The organism is Vibrio metoecus (assembly GCF_009665255.1).
Classification (GTDB): Bacteria; Pseudomonadota; Gammaproteobacteria; order Enterobacterales; family Vibrionaceae; genus Vibrio; species Vibrio metoecus_B.
Genome location: NZ_CP035687.1, coordinates 283,450 through 302,091, shown reverse-complemented (window position 1 = coordinate 302,091; position 18,642 = coordinate 283,450). Strand labels below are relative to the sequence as shown.

The following is an 18,642-nucleotide window of genomic DNA, read 5'->3' as shown; positions in this document are numbered from 1 at the left end:
ATTAGGTTATTATTGCCGACAACTTTGTTAGTGGGCTTTTACCAATGCAGCTGAACGCAAATAAGACTGCACAGTTCTTTATTGCCAATGAATATTACCAAGTCGAACTTGATAACGAGTGGCTGGTTCTGACTTCGCTTAGTAGCGAAGAACGTATTCCATTCCATGTATGGAATGGAGAAGTGCAGATCCGCAGAGGCTTAGTCTGGGGAACATTGCAGTTTTTTGCGCACCCTGAAAATGGCGTACAACGTAGCTGGTTAGTACAAGGGCTACCTTGGCCAGAGTGTCGGCATTTTGCGCATCAACTTGTCGCGCATTATCAGGCTTGGCACAATCAACAGTGTGAACAGTTGAGCCTGTATTTTCCTCGCTGGCAGCAAGAGTTGTCGCGCTTAAAACGTCTGCCTTCTTTCTTGTCACACTCGTCTATCGAAGCTTGGGTCGAGCAGGTATACGCTGACTTAAAGCGGATGGATATGACGCTGCATGAAGCACAAAAGCACCTTCCTACAGTATTCGATACTTTATTGCCTTGGTTGCTCGATACCTCAGCCACGCTTTATGAACGTAACCAAGCTTGGTTGGAGATAGAGCGTGCAAATTGGACGGTCCTATTTTCACAGTGTGAGTCTTCGCCGCTCAATGTATCGCAACAATATGCTGTCTTACTCAATGATGATCATAATCTTGTACTGGCAGGGGCAGGTTCAGGCAAAACAAGTGTATTAACTGCGCGAGTTTCTTATTTGTTGCAAAGTCACTTGGCGAAGCCCGAGCAAATTTTGATGGTGGCTTTTGCACGCGATGCGGCACAAGAGATGGCTGAGCGTTTAAAAAATAAAATTGGCTTGGAAGCCGATCGGCTACACGTTAATACTTTCCATCAGCTAGGATTGCGGATCCTCAACCGAGTGGAAGGTAAAACGGTTATTATGTCTCCACTGGCGAACGACAATAAACTAAAGCAAGCTTGGTGTATTGATTGGCTAAAGCGCCATTGGATGACGCCGACCAACTTTAAACGTTGGCAAAAACATCTCGCCAAATGGCCAATTGCGTATCTGGCGGGGGATGATGAACTTGGCAGTCATGTTGAAAACCCGAAATTGATTGCTTGGTTAGAGAAGCAGCTCGATCAGTTGGCACAACTGGGTTTGAGCAAGAAAGAGCTGCAGGAGCGCTTAGTCGATCATGAGGATTTCCCGCGCTTAAACAGCGAGCTTTCCTTATGCTGGCCGTGCTATCAAGCGTGGCAGCAGATGCTTAAAAATCAAAACCAGATTGATTTCAACATCATGATCACCAGAGCGACCGAGTATGTCGAAAAAGGCAAATTCCGATCGCCGTGGAAATTTATCATGGTAGATGAGTATCAAGACATCTCGCCGCAGCGTTTACGCTTGTTACAAGCGCTGTGTGAGCAGAACCAAGGCCAGTGCAACTTGTTTGCGGTGGGCGATGACTGGCAATCGATTTATCAATTTGCGGGTTCGGATGTGGATTTAACCACTGGTTTTGCAACCCGTTTTGCTCAATCGACAGTGCATTATCTGGATACGACTTACCGTTTTAATGATCAGATTGGGGCGGTAGCTAACCGTTTTATTCAGCAAAACCCGAATCAGTTACCGAAAACGCTGAATAGTTTCAAAACGCAAAAGCAAAAATCAGTCGTGTTGGCACCCAATAACGCGGTGGAAAAAATTCTCGATGAGCTCAATCGTTCAACGAATAAACTAAAAACAGTGCTTTTACTTGGCCGTAACCACTACCATAAACCAGAACTTTTGAAAGATTGGCAAAATCGCTATCTCTCCTTAAAAATTGATTTTATGACTTGCCATGCGAGTAAAGGTAAAGAGGCTGATTTTGTGATTATTTTGGCAGTCGATGAAGGGCAGTTTCCTGCTAGAGTGAAAGCACTGCATCTCGACAGTGCATTGAGCCAAGGCGAAGACGATTTTGCTTATGCAGAAGAGCGACGTTTATTTTATGTGGCACTCACTCGCGGCAAAGAGAAAGTGTGGGTGACTTACAATGGCAACGGATCCAGTTTTGTTCAAGAGCTGCTGAATGATGACTATCCGGTTGTTAAGCAGAAATAGAATCTGGATTAATGTGAAACGCAGAAAAAAGGCGAGCTGAGCTCGCCTTTTGCAATCACGACGGTTCACTATTTTGTGAAGATGTTTTATGCCCTTTCAGCATTCCATGCACATAAGGATGCCCAGTAAATTTAGACATAATAATCACCGCTGAAACATGGACGGCAACAGCAGCCATAGTGAGGTTAGCTAAGGTTTCATGCACCTCTTTAATCCAGTCTTCACCCCAAAACAGATCCCACTCATTCATCCAACCCGATAAACCGGTGGCGAGCAGTAAAATCCACATTGCCCAAATCATAATCGCACCAGCAGGATTGTGCCCAGTGTGGTTATCTTGTTTGGTTCGCACCACTTCTTTAATGTGCTCAATGGCTTTGGGAATGGATGGCGTAAAAGCCGTTAGCCGAGCAGGGGAGTGAGTGATTAGCCCCCAGCCTAAACGCAGAATAACGGCACCCATAACCACATACCCAACCCACTCATGGGGATCACTACCCTCTTCAATCGCAAAAAAATTAGCCAAGAAAAGGGCGGCAACTAACCAGTGCGTCGCCCGAACAAAAAGATCCCAAGTGTATGGTTTAGCCATCTTTTTCCTCTTTCACCTTTTCCATATTGGTCGGGTTGAAATAAATTTCTACTCGGTTGCCATCTTTGTCATGACCATATAACTCATAGCAACTGGTCTTAGTGACTTTAAAAACCTTGATTTTATAGCCCATATCTTCGACTTGCTTTTGAGCTTGTTCAAAAGAGATCCAGCTACTTTCTGGTTCTTTAGTGCAAGTCGGGTCAGCAAATGCGGCAGCCGAAATTAATCCAAGGGAAGTGATAGCGAACAGACGAGATGTTTTAAGTAGTGACATAATGCTCTCCTTTACGTTATGCATTGACTACATCTTATCGATTTAATCTTAATGAATACTTAAGGGAATGGTTAGAATGTGTTCATAATTGAACTCAATAATCTTAGTTCAATAAAAAAGGTTTGCTGACGCAAACCTTTTTATTTTTTTCTATCGCAATTGATACTTACAACAATATCCACGCCCATGTAAAGGCAGCAAAACAGAGCGAAACAAAAACCGCTGCAGAGCCAATATCTTTGGCTCGTCCACTGAGTTCATGATGTTCGGCACCGATCCTGTCTACGACAGCTTCAACGGCAGAATTTAAAAGCTCAGCGATTAAAATAAGAACAAGGCAGCCAACAAGTAATACTTGCTCAACTTTCGTAACCGGTAAGAAAAAGGTGAGAATGGTTAAAGGTAACGTTAAGGCAACTTCTTGACGGAATGCAGCTTCATTTTTCCATGCAGCGGCGAATCCTTTCATTGAGTACCCAGTCGCGTAAAAAACACGCGCTATACCAGTACGTGAATGCTTCATAGTGTTTGTCATGTTGTGTTTGTTTTTGAATGGCTACGGATTATAAAGATTTATCATCAGCTGCCAACTAATAAGGTTTTTTTTCATTAAAATTTGTGTTCTTAAGTATTCTTTAAGACTTGATTGCAACGCTAGCGTTAGGAGGTCAGAATCGATAGTCAATGAGAATAGTTTTAATATTGTTATTAGATGCGTCGATTTTTTAGACATGGGATTTAATTGATTTTTTGATTAGGCATGAATTCTGCATCCATAACGAATGCTTTTTATGTGTATTGGTCGAACATTACAAATTGTTACTTTTTTTATCGCCAAGTTCTCATGGTCGATAGTAATAATAAGTACGACTGGTTGTGGGGAATTTGTATTTAACATTCACCGTAAATTAATGGTTAATGAATAAAAAGAACATCATTTAAAAAACAAATAATAGGGATTTTATTATGACGCCTCGTCTGTTATTGGTTACTTCAATACTTATGTGTACCTCTCCAATCGCCTATTCGGCTGAAAAAAGTAAATTAGAGGTATATGGCGATATTGCACAATATGGGATTCCTCTTACCGCTGGATTGATTACTGCCATACATATGGATGGTGAAGGCATGATGCAATTGGCGGAAGGTGCATTCTGGACGGCCGCGACAACTGAACTTATTAAAGTCTCTATTGATGCCCAACGTCCAAATGGTGGAAGCCAAAGTTTTCCTTCTGGACATACATCAGCGGCTAGCCAAGGGGCAGCTTATTTGCAATTTCGGTATGGTTCAACTTACGGCATCCCAGCTTACGCTGCGGCAGCATTAGTTGGCTATTCACGAGTTGATGCGAATAAACATTACTGGCGAGATGTTGCCGCCGGCATGGCATTAGCCACGGGTATTCAATACGCGATTACTGTTGGGGGGATCTCAGCCACCAATTTAGTGCTTGTGCCTTATTTTGATGGTGACGAAACAGGAATTTACGCCAGTTTGTCATTCTGATGTGGTGATGGCACGGCAGTATAATGCCAGAGTGTGAAAGGGATGTTATTCTATGTCCGGTAAATCTAGAACTTTATGATTAATAGGCGAGAATGAATGGCCAAAGCACTTCTATTAGTTGATATTCAGAATGACTTTTCACCCAGAGGTGCCTTGCCTGTGCCTGATGGGGATGCTGTAGTTCCGGTGATTAATCAACTGATTCCTCTGTTTGAGCATGTGATTGCAACCAAAGACTGGCACCCAGCCCAACATGCCAGTTTTGCTTCTGTTCAGGGGAAAGCCCCCGGTGAAGTAATCGATCTCAATGGCATTCCTCAGGTGATGTGGCCTGAGCATTGTATCCAAAATACGCAAGGCGCAGAGTTTATTGATGGGCTAGAGGTGCAGCAGATTACTCATACTGTACTCAAAGGTACGCATCCTGACGTTGATAGCTACAGCGGTTTTTTTGATAATCAACGTTTTCATGCGACGGGGCTCGCCGAGTATTTGAGTAGTCACGGTATTTCGGATGTCTACATTGCTGGCTTAGCCACGGATTATTGTGTGAAATTCACTGCGTTGGACTCCATCTCTTTGTGCTTTAATACTTGGGTGATCCAAGATGCATGTCGTGGTGTGGAGCTGAATGTCGGGGATTGCGCCGCGGCATGGTATGAAATGCAAACTGCCGGATGTCAGTTAACGACTTCGCAGCAATTGCTAAACGGCGATATATAAATTCCCGCACGCTTAAATGGCTATCCTTCCTTAAAATATGAGCGATAGCCATCACGGATTTCCTCAACTGGTCTAAGTGCGTTCTGCTAAGTACGCTTGGTAATCTGGGATCTCAATATCGACTTCTTGTTCCATTAACGCAGAGGTAAATAGGAATTTGGCACTGGCGCGGTTGGTGGCTACTGGAATATTCCACACACTGGCTATACGCAGTAACGCTTTCACATCCGGGTCATGCGGAACCGCATTGAGCGGATCCCAAAAGAAAATCAGCACATCAATTTTACCTTCAGAAATCAACGCACCAAGCTGCTGGTCACCACCCATCGGACCACTGATCATGCTTTTGATGGCAAGGCCAGTTTCTTTGCTCAGCATGTGGCCTGTTGTGCCAGTCGCATACAGAAAATGGCGCTGTAATTTTTCCTTGTTTTCTTGTACCCAACGCAGCAGTTCACCTTTGCAGTTATCGTGAGCCACAAGAGCAACGTGTTTATGCGCTGCCATGGTGCGGGTAGTTTTTTTCATTGGTACATTTCCTAATGTTTTTTGATTAGATGCTTGATAACCAAAAATCTGCGTTTATTCAACTGCTTTTACCTGAAATACAGGCCTGTATTCGGATGGAGATAACGAATCTGCAATGATTTTTTTCTCTAAGCGATTTGGCGTTAACGCTTCAATTTTTGGGGCTTGCTGTTTGACGTACGGCTTAGCGTGCAAAAATGCCGCGGCTTGGCGTACGGAAAGCCGACCTTGCTCGACCATTTGATCGGTTGGGGCAAACTCTACGCGCCCACGCAGTAAGCCGCGATACACGCCGTGACTCAAATAGGTTGCAATCAGCCCAATTTGCTCGCTTTGGTTCAGTGTTCGTAATTCACTGATGGCGGCCTCGATCGCAACGGCACTGCCAACCAGATAACGTATCTTGTGTTGCTCTAACGCTTGTTGAATGAGATTGCGCTGTAACTCTTTATCGTTGTCCGCCCACAAGGTTTGGATAATAAGTACATCACTGTTGCGTATTGCATCCTGTAGCCCTTGCATAACCGGTTGAGTACCACCGCTAGATGCAGGGCCAGGCAGTGCCACAATATTCACTTCACCGCTGCCTTTCGGGTGTTTGCGGGCTAAATATTCTCCGGCGTAAAACCCCATCCAATACCAATCGACACCGACTTCGCCTTTCAGATGCTCTTGTTGTTTTTCATCCAACAAAAGTTGATTCACGGTAGCAAATACAGGCACGGAGCGTGTATAGCGTGCTAAATCGTGTTGGTAGAGTTCAGGAGAGACGGTTCCGAGTAGAATCGCGTCCGCCCCCCAACGTACGCATAGGGCAATTTGTTGCTGCTGCTTATCGTGGTTAGGGTACCCCCCAGCTTCCATCACGCGTAAATCAAGGTTGAGTTTACGCGCCTCTTCCACCATGCCGTAATTCACTGACAACCAGTAAGAATCTTTGAGGTGGGGGTAAAGCGCGCATAGTTTTTCTGCTGCGGCCACTGGCAGTGGGCAGAGCAGCAAAAGTGCAGAAATCAGAGAAAATGAGTACAAGCGCAGATTTAACATGAGGTTATTCGTTGGCGAACCAGAGTAAACACTGCACAATATAGCCCAATCCGTCACGCAGAAGAAGTCAACAAGAAGGTTTTCCCCATGCGTCTCGCTAAAGCCAGTATTGGTCGCAAGCTCTTATTCTCTTTCAGCGCGATGGCGTTGCTGGTGCTTCTCTCCGCATTGATCGGTGTTTTAGGCTTTTCTCTGGTCGCGAAAACAGAACGGGATATGGTGAACAATGCCATTCCATCCATGATTGAAGCTCGTCAAGTGGCGGAGCTTAGCCACCAGATCATTGCGTCTGCCCAAACCCTCTCCAGTGCCAAAAATGAGCAAGAACACCAAGAAACTGGGCAAAAAGTGTTTACTCAATTGGAAACCTTGCTCACCCATATTCAGCAATTGGGAGAGGAAGCCTTTGATAGCGTCTTACTTGATCGCTTAGAACAGGATGTGCAAAACGTGATTGATTCGCTCGCGCAGCTAGGGCGTCGAGTCGAACAGCGCCTCTCATTGGAAGGGCAACTGGGGCTGAGTGTGAAAGAGATGCGTAAATTGGCGCAAGAGCTAGAGCAGTTAACGCGTACTCAGGTGCTCAATACCAGTACGATTGCGGTGGCGAATGTCACTCACATCTATGATCTATTGCAAAAGCAGCAGCAAGCAAAGGTGTATCAAGCCTTAGATAATTTGGTTGAGGTGGATTTAGATCTGGCGGAGCGTTTACATGAGCTGCATCTGCTGGCCTTTAAAGTGCTCAATGAAATTGAAGAAACGCAAACCGTGACTGATTTGGAGCGGATCTTGGCTTTGGATGCGGAATTTGCACAGAACCTGAGCATTATGCAGCGCCGTGTGCAAGCGGTAGAAGATCCAACCCGTTCGAAACAGATGGTCAGTTTATTGCGCGAGCTAGAAAAACGGCGCATCGTGTTCGATTTACTCAAACAACGCTACGATAACGAACAAGCAGCACAACAACTGCTGCAAGACAGCTTGACCCAATTTACCAGTCTCAATAAAACGGTTAACCAGTTAGTGGATGCGTCAAACCAAGTGACGACAGAAGCGGTGGGGAAACTTTCCAATACTTTGTATTACGCGCAACTGATCTTGACCATTTTGGGGTTGCTCGGTTTGGTGATCGTGGTGTGGATAGTGTGGCAAGTGGTGTACCGTTCAGTGATTCAAAGGTTGGATAAACATACCGCGGCACTGCTTTCTGTTGCCAAAGGTCAACTTGAGGTCGAGGTTGAAACACAAGGTAAAGATGAGTTGGCACAAATGGGGCTGGCGATTGCCCATGCGCGTGATACCGCCAAAGCACTTAAGGTGGTGGCAGAAAGTGAGGTGCTGGCGAAGCGCGAACTGCAACAACACAAAGAGCACTTGGAAGAGTTGGTGGAGCAGCGTACCCATCAATTGAGTGAAATGAACCATAAACTCAACCAAGAAGTGCTTAATCACGCCAAAGCACGTTACCAAGCTGAGCAGGCAAGCCGTGCCAAATCAGCGTTCTTGGCTACCATGAGCCATGAAATTCGTACCCCGATGAATGGGGTGTTGGGCACGGCGCGTCTGTTGCAGGAAACCTCTCTTACTTCAACCCAGCAACACTACGTGCAAGTGATTAACCGCAGTGGGCGATCACTGCTCGCGATCCTTAACGATGTGTTGGATTATTCCAAGATCGAAGCGGGGCATTTGGAGATTCATCAAGCCCATTTTGACTTATACCGTTTAGTGCGTGAAACCCATGAGCTGATGCAAAGCCGTGCTTTAGAGAAGGGCATTACGCTGTCTTATCAATTTGAAGATGATGTAACACGATACTGGCAGGGCGATGAAATACGCATCGGACAAGTGCTGAATAATTTGGTCGGCAACGGGATCAAATTTACCGAACAAGGACATGTATGTATCCGAATTAGCCAAGACCCGGAAGGGCAAGGTATCCGCTTTGCGGTGGAAGATTCGGGAATTGGTATCGCGGAGCAAGATCAAGTGTCACTGTTTGATGCCTTCACGCAAGCGGAAGCAGGGCGTCGTAAACAAGGGACTGGGCTAGGTTTAGCGATCAGCCGCAAGCTAGTGCAAGCGATGGGGGGAGAGTTACAGTTATCATCCCAATTGGGACAAGGCAGTTGCTTTAGCTTCACACTGCCTTTAGAGCCGGGTCAACCCGTAGACACACCAGCCCGTACCTTGGATGAAGTACCTGTGGCTGATGTGTTGGTGGTGGAAGATAACGAAGTCAACTGTTTGGTGGCACAAGGCTTTTTAAACAGCTTAGGTCACCGTGTCACCATAGCGAAAAGCGTGCAGGAAGCGAAGCTGTGCTTCCAACAGCAACGCTTTGATATTGCATTACTTGATATTCATTTGCCGGATGGAAATGGGGTTGATTTGCTGCGCGACTTGCGGCAAATGGAAGATAGTGCGCATAACGCAGTAATTCCTTTTATCGCGGTTTCTGCTCATGTGTTTAATGAAGAAGTAGCCGGGTACTTAGCTGCCGGTTTTGATGGCTATCTGCCTAAACCTCTGGTCAAAGAACAATTAGCCGCCATGCTGCGTCAACAGTTGGCGGGGCATGTAACGGATGCTGTCAGCGATGGTGCAACAATGAAACCTCAATCAGAGACTCCTGCTTCCATAGTCACGGAACAAGCGGAGAAGGAAGCCGTTGCAGTGCTGGATATGAGCAAGTTTGAGCAGGATTTACAGATCCTTGGTGTCGACAAAATGCGCGAAATCGTCGGCTATTTTGAACAAGGATGTGCAGAGTTCTTCGCTATTTGTGAAGAGCAGAAAAACAACGATGCGGTGATCAAAAGCCAAGCCCATAAATTGAAAGGCTCTGCAGGAGCGTTGTGGTTAACGGCGTTATATCAACTTTGCCAACGGATTGAGCAAGCCGCTTCCCCTGCTGAAGTTTATCAATTAACTCCATTAGTTGAAGCCGTAGAACAAGCAAAACACGCTTTGTATCAAGCGCTTAGCTAATTTGAAAAATGGATAAAAAAAGACCTGCGACAAGCGCAGGTCAAATCCCTATGTGGAGCATTTGGGAGAGTATGATTACAAAGTTTTGGGGGATATTAGTGACGCTGAACCCTACTTCCCGCGTCACTAATTGGGTTAGGCGACCAGTTCTTCCTGTTGCGCCAAATTCAGTAGTCGGCACACGTTAATGTGACCAACACCTTCTACTGACTCAAGTTGAGTCACTAGGATGGATGAAATTTGCTTATCTTGTGCAGGTTTACGCAGCAAGTGAATCAGCTGAGTAGCAATATCACCTTGCTTGTCTAAATGCTGGAAATAAGTCGGTGTTACACCACGCAGAATGGATAGCTTACGCAGTAGAGCAGGCTTATCAGAAACCGCCCAAATGGTGGCTTGGCTTTGGCAGCGTGACATCAACAGTGGCGTTTCGCCTTGCTCAGTCACAATCGCAACACCAAGATCTTTATTCACTTTGGATGCTGAAATCATTGAAGACAGAGCGAAGCTTTTGCCCGCATCGCTGCAAAGATGTTGTAGTGCATCCCAGCAATCTTGTGCGCAGTGAGTTTCATGCTCAACACCTTGTGCGATACGCACCATAGCTTGCACGGCTTCAACTGGGTAACGTCCCGCTGCTGACTCTGCTGAAAGCATGATCGCGTCAGTACCATCAATAACAGCGTTTGCCACGTCTAACACTTCTGCACGCGTTGGCAGTGGGTTTTCGATCATGGACTCCATCATTTGAGTGGCAGTGATCACTGGCTTACCTAAGTGCTTAGAACGAGCGATCAGCGCTTTTTGTACGCTTGGTAGGCGAGCATCACCAATTTCTACGCCTAAGTCACCACGAGCAACCATGATCACATCTGACGCGCGGATCACGCTGTCCATTGCCGCTTCATTGGCAACCACTTCAGCACGCTCAACTTTGGCAACAATGTGTGCATGGCAACCCGCTTGTACGGCTAATTGACGTGCGTATTCAATGTCTTCTGCATTACGTGGGAAAGAAACGGCTAAGAAGTCTGCTTGCAGCTCAGCCGCAGTAATGATGTCGATTTTGTCTTTTTCAGTCAGTGCAGGCGCTGAAAGACCACCGCCCAGCAGGTTAATGCCTTTACGGTTTGAAAGTTTGCCGCTGTTGAGTGCTACAGTGTGAACGATGCGAGTTTGGGCATCTACCGCGGTCACTTCAAGTTGGATACGGCCATCATCAAGGAGCAGGATATTGCCCACTTTCAGATCATCAATCAGTTCTGGGTAATCTAAACCCACGCGCTCTTGAGTACCGGCTTGACGATCTAAATTGCCATCAAGAATAAAGGTGTCGCCTGCGGCGAGTTGAATCGCGCCTTCTTCAAAGCAAGCGATACGAATTTTAGGACCTTGCAGGTCAACCAGTACGCCAACGCTCACATTCAGCTCTTGAGCGATTTCACGAACCATTTCGGCGCGAGCAATGTGTTCTTCAGCGCTGCCGTGAGAAAAGTTAAGGCGAACAACGTTCACGCCAGCTTGGATGAGTTGAGTAAGGGTTTCACGAGTTTGGCTAGCTGGGCCTAAAGTGGCCACAATTTTGGTTTTACACATATTGCAATTCCTATAACGACGCTCAACAAGAAAATAAAAAAGGAGAAAGTAAGCAGGAGCTAGGCTCCTGCTTGGCGTAGATTAAGAGGCTTCTTGAGTTTTCAGAGGCTTGCCTTCAGCTTCGTCGATATCGACGACTTTCTTCGCATTCCACACTGTCAGTGCGAGCAGTACTGAAACCACACCCGCTGCCAGCCAGAAGTACTGAGCGTTACCGAAGTCGTAGTGTTTTACGCCTTCTACTTCAGTTACTGTGATCAGTGATGCAGAGATAAGTTCTTGAGCAGAAGCGGCGATGTAAGAACATAGACCGATCAGACCTTTAACTGCACCTACTGCGTTTTTCGGCATCAGGTCACAAGCGATCAGACCTGCTAGGAATACTACTAGACCACCGATTGAGAAGCCGATCATGCTCAGTGCTACAGCATCAACGATACGGTTATCTGGGCCGAAGAACATCAGACACATACCAGCGATGTTGGTCAATCCGTACAGCAGGTTAGGGATGTTACGGTTACCTTTGAACACTTTGTCAGACAAGATACCCGACAGAATCGCACCAGCCAGACCCGCAGTTGGGTACATAGACATCGCAAAACCAGCGTCAATCAGTGAGTAGCCTTTTTGTTCTTGCAGGAACAGAACTGCCCATGAAGACATCGCGTAGCGAGAGATGTACATCGCCGCACAAGCTAGAGCGATTAGCCATACAACAGGTTGCTTCAGGATGAACATTTGCGCACGACGAGTTTCTTTTGGGTCGTTCGATTTTTTGATTTCAGTACCCTCGTCAAACGCTGTGCCTGGATCTGGCATACCGTAAGTTTGTGGACGGTCTTTCAAAAGTTTAAACATGATGAGAGAAGCAACGATACCTGCGATACCAGCACCGATGAAACCTGCACGCCAGCCGAAGTAGCTCACCAAGGTTGCCGTTAGGATCCAAGTGATACCTTCACCGATGTTACGTGAGCCACCCCAGATTGAGTAACGGCTACCACGTTGCTTTGGAGAGAACCATTGGTAGATAGATACGCAAGATGGCGCAGAACCTACTGATTGGAACCAACCGTTCAAGCCCCATAACAGAACGAAGAAGAAAGCGACGGTGTTCATCCCCATGAAGATAGAGGCGATACCCGACAGCAGCAGTGAGAACGACATAAAGCGGCCAATGTTGGCATAGTCAGACAGGAAGCCGTTCAGGAACTTACCAAATGCGTAAGTAAAGAAGAATGCCGAACCCATGATACCGAGTTCTTCGAGGGTTACGATACCCGCATCCAGCATCGGCTTTTTCACTACGCCGAGCGCCATACGTACCACGTAGAACATGGCGTAACCGAAAATCAGGCCAATAAAGACTTGCCACTGATAACTTTTGTAGCGTTTTAACATTTCCGCTTTTGAGCTGCTCATTAAAGGCAGATCTGGGCGGGTTTTAAAGAAATTAAGCATAACTGCTCTCCCTAGTTCACAAGATCAAACGGGCTGTTTGTCGTGAAGCATCATCAGGCAAAGCAAATTTGGGCTCAAAGTCGCTTTTTTGGGACAGAAATGACTCAACTGCACACTCTAGACGTGTCAAAACTGGGAATTTTGACCTCAGTTGATAAGCAATTGCTGATAATATTAATGGCAAGAGAGGTCAGAGTTGACCCAAACACGCAGATGACTTTTTTTGAACAATTGATAGAGATTTGAGTGAACGCACAAAACCTAGGGGTTTACCCAATGCAGCGATGGATTTTTGCTTTTATTTTACCCAGCCTCTTGCTGAGTTTTGGTGTGTTGCCGAGTGTGACTCAGGCCGCAGAGAGAGAGTTGGTGATCCTCACTACCTTTTCGCGTGAGCCTTTATTGCCTTTGGTTGAAGAGTTCAGCCGTCGTTACGAGGGCGTGGAAGTGCAAATTATTCACCGACGCGCTCAGTCCAGCGTTCAACTGCTGAATAAGAGTTACATCCAGAACATTGATCTGGTGCTTAGCTCATCGCCTTATCTTATGCAGCATTTGGCGCAAAGCGGAAAGCTCGTCACTTTACCGGAGCGAATGCAAACGCCAGATTGGTTGAAGCCTTATGCTTTGCCTAGCTCTGAACAAGTCGCCACTATTGGTTACTCCGGTGCGGGTTTGGTCTGGAACCAAGATTATCTGAAAACGCACCAACTACCGCAGCCTAAAGAGTTTGTTGATTTAGCGAAGCCTATCTATTTTGGTCATGTCACCATGAGTACGCCTGCACGCTCTGGTACCACACAAATGATGGTGGAGAGCATTCTGGGCAAATATGGCTGGCAAGAAGGGTGGGGCATTTTGCTGCGTGTGGGCGCAAATCTTGCGACTGCGTCGGCCAGAAGTTTCGGCGTTAGTGACTATATTGCCAATGGTCAGTTTGGTGTTGGCCCAACCATAGACAGCTATGCCTTGATTCTTGGCCGTAAACTCGACTACGTACAGTTTGCGTACGATGAGAGTTTCACCTTAATGCCGACGTATGTGGCGCAAGTCAGACAGAATCATAACGACGAATACGCGAAAGCGTTTATTGAGCTTTTGATGTCGACTTCGGTACAGACCAATATGGAGAGTAACGATTTCGCCAAGCACAGCACTCAAGATAAATCTTTGTTTAATGAGCGTTTCACTCAATTATCTATGAACAAGATTATCCTCCGAGAAGAGTGCATCAATACCCTGTTTGATCTTTCTATCACCAAGCAATTGCCCCAATTAAAAGATACTTTGCTGGCGTTACTTGATGCTAAAGCACAGTTTGCTCGCCGTCCGTCTATCTTGGCGAAGATAGAGCAGATTGAAGCGTCGGTGTTTGCCATGCCGATATCCGAGGAAGAAGTGAACGCTTTAGCCGAGCAGTTATCTCCGGCAACAGAATCTGAAGAGAAGCAAGCCGAACAGAGCATGTTGCTGGCGGAAAAAGCGCATGAATGGAAAGTCCGCCTGGAGAAGCAGTTAGATCAGGCCAATCAACAATTGAAAATCTTGTTGGCTGAGGAAGCACAATGAGCTTTCGCACTCGACATACGATAGGCGCTCGGTTGCTGCTTGCCTTCGCCTTTAGCACCTCGCTACTGACGATTGTGAGTTTGGTCGCGTGGGGTACGTGGAGCCGATTGGATTACCAAGTTGAGGAATTGCTTAACCAGAGCGTACCGAAATACAACACCAGTTATGTATTGGAAACGCGCAGTGCGGAGATTCGCCGCCGCATCCAATTGATTGTCAGCGCGACCAGTAAAGTGCTCCTTAATCAGCAACATCAACGCTTGCAAGATGATCTAACGGCGATCAATTCAGCCTTGTCGAGTTTGCAGCAAACCGAGGAGCAAGCCGCATTACAGCAAGGTTATGCTGAGTTGCAACAAATTACGCAGCGGATCAACGAACTGGTATCAGCTCGTATTGATGTGAATCGTCGTCTAGCTCTGTTTGCTGAACAGCTTGATTGGCTCCACCAAGATATTGGGATGGAGCTGTCGCCTATGCGTCAAGAGCTGCAATGGCAGCTTGAACGCGGCGGTGCGCCACAGCCACAAGCTCAGATCATGTTTCAAACCATCAACCTTATCCAAGCCATTTTGGATGGTGAGACACAAGCTTTCTTGTTTGTGAACGAACTATTGACTGCGAGACATCTAACACAAGTCGATAACGGCATGCGTGTATTGCAATATCGGCTTGATGAACTCACTCGACTCAGTCAGCCGCTTTTCTCTCAACCTTCTTCGATTGCTTATCAGCAACTCTTAGAAGAGTGGCGTGAAGTGTTGCAACTTGAAGGTGAGTTTCACCACAGCTTACGTGACATGGTAGAGCTCACTCAGCAACTACAAAGCATGAGTGAGCAGCTACAGACTCAGTTGGATCAACAACATAACGCAATTGCGGATCTGGTGGCGAATGCCGATGCTCTGTTTGTGCAAGTGAAGGGACAAACGGCTCAACTGGTGCAAGAAGGCAACCGAGTTCTGCTGATCTGCTTTGGGCTCTCCATCGGTTTGAGCTTGTTGCTGATGTATTACTTTGTGCATAAACGGATTGTCGGACGCTTACACCGCTTAAGTGAAAGTTTGGATGCGATTATTCATAACGATCTTTCTCACCCGATCACCGTGGATGGTAAAGACGAGATCGGGGCATTGAGTGAGCAGCTCATCTTGTATGGCAAAAAAGTGGAAGAGATGGAACGCACTAACGCGTTGAGCCTCATCAATAACACGCAAGCGAGTCTGATTACCTGTGATCGGTATGGGCAAATTGAATCCGCTAACCCGAGTGCGATGGCCACGCTGCGTTTAGAATCTCTTGCGCAACCGTTGACGCTGTGGAGCTGTTTTGCTGAACACGTACAACCTAAAGTCGGTCAATTATTTGATACGAAAGGGAATTTAATTCAGAAAGGGGCGGAGAGTTTAACCTTATCGCTCGGTAATCCAGAAAAACCTCATTACTTGCGCCTCTATTTACGCCGCTACAGCCAAGGGCTACAGGACAAGATCATTGTCACCATCACCGATGTGACCGACCAAGAACACGCCAATCGCTTGTTAGAGCAGCGAGTCAAAGAGAAAACCCAATCATTGCGCGAGAAAAACCGTGAGTTACAAGCGGAGATCGAAGAGCGCCAGCGCGCTGAAGCGCACTTGAAGAAAACACAAGGCGAGCTGATCCAAGCGGCAAAAATGGCGGTGGTCGGTCAGACGATGACGAGTTTGGCTCATGAACTTAATCAGCCGCTAAGCGCGATGTCGACTTATCTGTTTTCAGCTCGATTGGCATTAGATGAGGCACCACAAGCTCAACTGGCAGTATCGCTCGACCATATCGAAAATCTCACTGAGCGAATGGGTAAGATTGTGAACAGTCTGCGCCATTTCGCCCGCAAAAACAGCAGCGATGAATCGTTGCAGCCAGTGCGGCTCAACAGCGTTGTAGAACAAGCATGGGTATTGGTGCAAACCAAAGCGAAACGGCAGCAGATCAAACTTATCAATACCTTACCTGATGATCTCATGGTGATGGCGGATGCTTTGAGTTTAGAGCAGATCTTAATCAATCTGATTGTGAATGGCTGTGATGCTTCAACAACCTGCGCGCAACCTTGGGTCAAGCTGATTGCGTTAGGCACAGAGCAAGGGATGCAGCGGATTGCGGTGATTGATAGTGGGCAGGGTTTCGAACACGAGGTCGTTGATAAATTATTTATCCCATTTACGACCACCAAAGAGGTGGGCTTGGGACTTGGGCTGAGCATTTGCCAGTCATTAGTGGAAAAGATGCAAGGCCGGATTGCACTGGCCTCTAATTTGGAAAAAGGTGCAATGGTAATTTTGGAGCTACAGCAAGATGAAAAGTACCGTACTGCTGATTGATGACGATCAGGATGTGTTGGATTCCTATCTACATTTGATGTCGATAGCGGGGTTGACCGCCAAAGCGGTGATCGATCCCACTCAAGCCATGAGCCACATCCAACCCGATTGGAATGGCGTCGTGCTGCTGGATATGTACATGCCCCAACTGCATGGCATGGAATTGCTCAAGCAGATCAAAGTCATAGACGACAAAATTCCGGTCATCGTGATCACGGGACACGGTGATATCCCGATGGCGGTGGAAGCAGTCAAAATGGGCGCGTGTGATTTTCTCGAAAAACCGATCAATCCTCCGCGATTGCTCACGCTGATCAAGCAACATCTTGAGCTGCGTCGCTCGTTCATCGAGCAAAAGCTGCTGTTATCCCGTTCAGTCAAACGTGAATTAGTCGGAAAATCTGCCCAAATGGAGCAAATTCGCTCTCATGTGGCGCAATATGCGCTGCTGAATCGCCATGTGGTGATAGTGGGAGAGTCGGGCTGTGGGCGGCACACTATCGCCTACCTTATCCATCAACTGACCACCAATAACGGCCACCAGCCCTGGGTTGAGTTAGTCGCTTCGGCCAAAACTGAGTGGAGTACCGTTGAACCTAAAGTGCAAGAGAGTGCGGGTGGAACCTTGTTGATTGACCATATTGAGCTGCTCAGCGAGGAAGTGCAGCGCAATTTGGTACAGAGTTTACTCAACCAAGAGCGATTAAACCGTCCAAGAACGCGAGTGATTGCGGTGATTGACCAACAACCGGAACAACTGATTGCACAAAACCAGCTTTTGCCAGAGCTTTACTATTTGCTTAATCAAGGGCAGATCGATGTGCCGTTACTGCGCCAAAGACCGGATGACATTGCGGCGCTGTTCCACTACTTCCTAAAACAGAGCTGTTATAAGCTCGGCAAACCCATGCCCAATGTTGAGCCGCATTATCTTGCCTTGCTGCGCGCCCACCAATGGCCGGGGAATGTGCGTGAGCTTCGTAATGTGGCGGAACTGTACGCGATCGGTATTGTAAAACTGGCGGGCAAAGAGCGTCTCTACAATCAGGAAGAAATGTTATCGCCATTGGATGAGTTGGTGGACGATTACGAAAAGCAAGTGATCGAAGATGCGCTGTTTCTGTTTTCTGGCCGAGTAGCTGATGCTGCGAATTATCTACAAGTGCCGCGTAAAAAGCTCTATCTGAGAATGAAAAAGCATGGTTTAGAGAAAGATGCGTTTAAAGCCCGAGGTTAGGGGATCACGGACAAGGTGAGTAAAGCCTGCGCGCTGTAGTAACTAAACATCACCACATGTCGTGAGAACTGTGATGAAGAGCGAAATCGGTCAATGGCTAGTACCAAATCGGAAAGCATAAACATCGCCGCACCCATGAGAGCAAGGCGTGAGGCGTAGTTGTTATAACCCAGCCAATATTCGGTGGCGGTATACGCCATGAATACGATAACGGCAATGTAGCCTGCGACTGGAAACGTCATTTTGCCAAGGTTGGGCAGTAGCAGTAAAAAAGCGATTACGCCCAGTGCTGACCAAATGGCGAGCGGCCACCAAGTGATGTGCGTGATCGTGGAGCTAAAACCTAGGGTGTATGCAATGTGTGCGAGTAAAAAAACCACTAAGCCAGAGACAAATTTGTCTTTGGGAAGCATCAACAACACATCTCCCAGTGCGGAAAGTAGGAGACCTGCGACAATCCACCACGCGAAATCCGATAAAGGATGTGGAGTTACAATGATTGTCAGCGCCATGAGCAAAATGGGGGTAGGCTTAGAGAGATAAAATAGCCAACGCGAGCCGCGATCAATCGTAATTAATTGAACGATACAGAAAGCAATAATCAACAGCCACATAAACTTATCCGCAACAACGTA

Annotated in this window: 15 protein-coding genes; 7 read left to right on the top strand and 8 right to left on the bottom strand. The window is 46.8% G+C overall.

The window, feature by feature from the left end; genetic code table 11:
• The first annotated feature begins 44 nt into the window (after positions 1-44).
• Complete coding sequence (helD, locus tag EPB59_RS14900) at positions 45-2,108, top strand: DNA helicase IV (protein ID WP_154173549.1); 2,064 nt, start codon at positions 45-47, stop codon at positions 2,106-2,108.
• Between the two features lie 55 nt (positions 2,109-2,163).
• On the opposite strand, the gene EPB59_RS14895 is transcribed toward helD, so the two are convergent.
• From EPB59_RS14895 to EPB59_RS14885, 3 genes are all read right to left on the bottom strand, one after another.
• Complete coding sequence (locus tag EPB59_RS14895) at positions 2,164-2,700, bottom strand: cytochrome b/b6 domain-containing protein (protein ID WP_055049960.1); 537 nt, start codon at positions 2,698-2,700, stop codon at positions 2,164-2,166.
• Positions 2,693-2,977: a PepSY domain-containing protein gene (locus tag EPB59_RS14890; RefSeq protein WP_154173547.1), complete on the bottom strand. Its 285-nt coding sequence runs from the start codon at positions 2,975-2,977 to the stop codon at positions 2,693-2,695. The genes EPB59_RS14895 and EPB59_RS14890 overlap by 8 nt, the downstream gene beginning before the upstream one ends.
• A 166-nt stretch (positions 2,978-3,143) precedes the next feature.
• Positions 3,144-3,500, bottom strand: coding sequence for a diacylglycerol kinase (locus tag EPB59_RS14885; RefSeq protein ID WP_055049959.1), 357 nt, complete (start codon positions 3,498-3,500; stop codon positions 3,144-3,146).
• A gap of 443 nt (positions 3,501-3,943) precedes the next feature.
• Between EPB59_RS14885 and EPB59_RS14880 the strand changes: the two genes are divergently transcribed.
• Both EPB59_RS14880 and pncA read left to right on the top strand, forming a co-directional pair.
• Complete coding sequence (locus EPB59_RS14880) at positions 3,944-4,486, top strand: phosphatase PAP2 family protein (protein ID WP_195707165.1); 543 nt, start codon at positions 3,944-3,946, stop codon at positions 4,484-4,486.
• Between the two features lie 96 nt (positions 4,487-4,582).
• A complete protein-coding gene (gene pncA / locus EPB59_RS14875) occupies positions 4,583-5,209 on the top strand; it encodes a bifunctional nicotinamidase/pyrazinamidase (protein ID WP_154173545.1) in 627 nt (208 codons plus the stop codon).
• A 72-nt stretch (positions 5,210-5,281) separates the two neighbouring features.
• On the opposite strand, the gene EPB59_RS14870 is transcribed toward pncA, so the two are convergent.
• Positions 5,282-5,737, bottom strand: coding sequence for a methylglyoxal synthase (locus EPB59_RS14870; protein WP_000754099.1), 456 nt, complete (start codon positions 5,735-5,737; stop codon positions 5,282-5,284).
• Positions 5,738-5,791: 54 nt separating this feature from the next.
• Entirely contained in the window at positions 5,792-6,784 is a 993-nt protein-coding gene (gene torT / locus EPB59_RS14865; RefSeq protein ID WP_195707164.1) for a TMAO reductase system periplasmic protein TorT, read from the bottom strand.
• Between the two features lie 87 nt (positions 6,785-6,871).
• Here torT and torS point away from each other — a divergent pair, with 87 nt between their 5' ends.
• A complete protein-coding gene (torS, locus tag EPB59_RS14860) occupies positions 6,872-9,778 on the top strand; it encodes a TMAO reductase system sensor histidine kinase/response regulator TorS (RefSeq protein ID WP_154173541.1) in 2,907 nt (968 codons plus the stop codon).
• A 135-nt stretch (positions 9,779-9,913) separates the two neighbouring features.
• Here torS and pyk read toward each other — a convergent pair whose 3' ends face one another.
• Together pyk and EPB59_RS14850 are read right to left on the bottom strand one after the other, a co-directional pair.
• A complete protein-coding gene (gene pyk / locus EPB59_RS14855; protein ID WP_154114103.1) occupies positions 9,914-11,374 on the bottom strand; it encodes a pyruvate kinase in 1,461 nt (486 codons plus the stop codon).
• 81 nt (positions 11,375-11,455) lie between these two features.
• Entirely contained in the window at positions 11,456-12,835 is a 1,380-nt protein-coding gene (locus tag EPB59_RS14850) for an MFS transporter (RefSeq protein WP_000931491.1), read from the bottom strand.
• Between the two features lie 276 nt (positions 12,836-13,111).
• On the opposite strand from EPB59_RS14850, the gene EPB59_RS14845 reads away from it, so the two are divergent.
• The 3 genes from EPB59_RS14845 to EPB59_RS14835 are packed head-to-tail and all read left to right on the top strand — an operon-like array spanning position 13,112 to position 18,007.
• A complete protein-coding gene (locus EPB59_RS14845; RefSeq protein ID WP_195707163.1) occupies positions 13,112-14,404 on the top strand; it encodes an ABC transporter substrate-binding protein in 1,293 nt (430 codons plus the stop codon).
• The gene (locus EPB59_RS14840; RefSeq protein WP_154173537.1) at positions 14,401-16,770 is read left to right on the top strand and encodes an ATP-binding protein; all 2,370 of its coding nucleotides are present in this window, start codon (positions 14,401-14,403) and stop codon (positions 16,768-16,770) included. Before EPB59_RS14845 ends, EPB59_RS14840 begins: the two co-directional genes overlap by 4 nt.
• Positions 16,745-18,007: a sigma-54-dependent transcriptional regulator gene (locus EPB59_RS14835; protein ID WP_154173535.1), complete on the top strand. Its 1,263-nt coding sequence runs from the start codon at positions 16,745-16,747 to the stop codon at positions 18,005-18,007. The genes EPB59_RS14840 and EPB59_RS14835 overlap by 26 nt, the downstream gene beginning before the upstream one ends.
• Here the strand turns inward: EPB59_RS14835 and EPB59_RS14830 are convergent.
• On the bottom strand, positions 18,004-18,621 hold the full coding sequence (locus EPB59_RS14830) for a lysoplasmalogenase (RefSeq protein WP_176467023.1): 618 nt from the start codon (positions 18,619-18,621) through the stop codon (positions 18,004-18,006). The genes EPB59_RS14835 and EPB59_RS14830 overlap by 4 nt on opposite strands.
• Between the last annotated feature and the right edge of the window lie 21 nt (positions 18,622-18,642).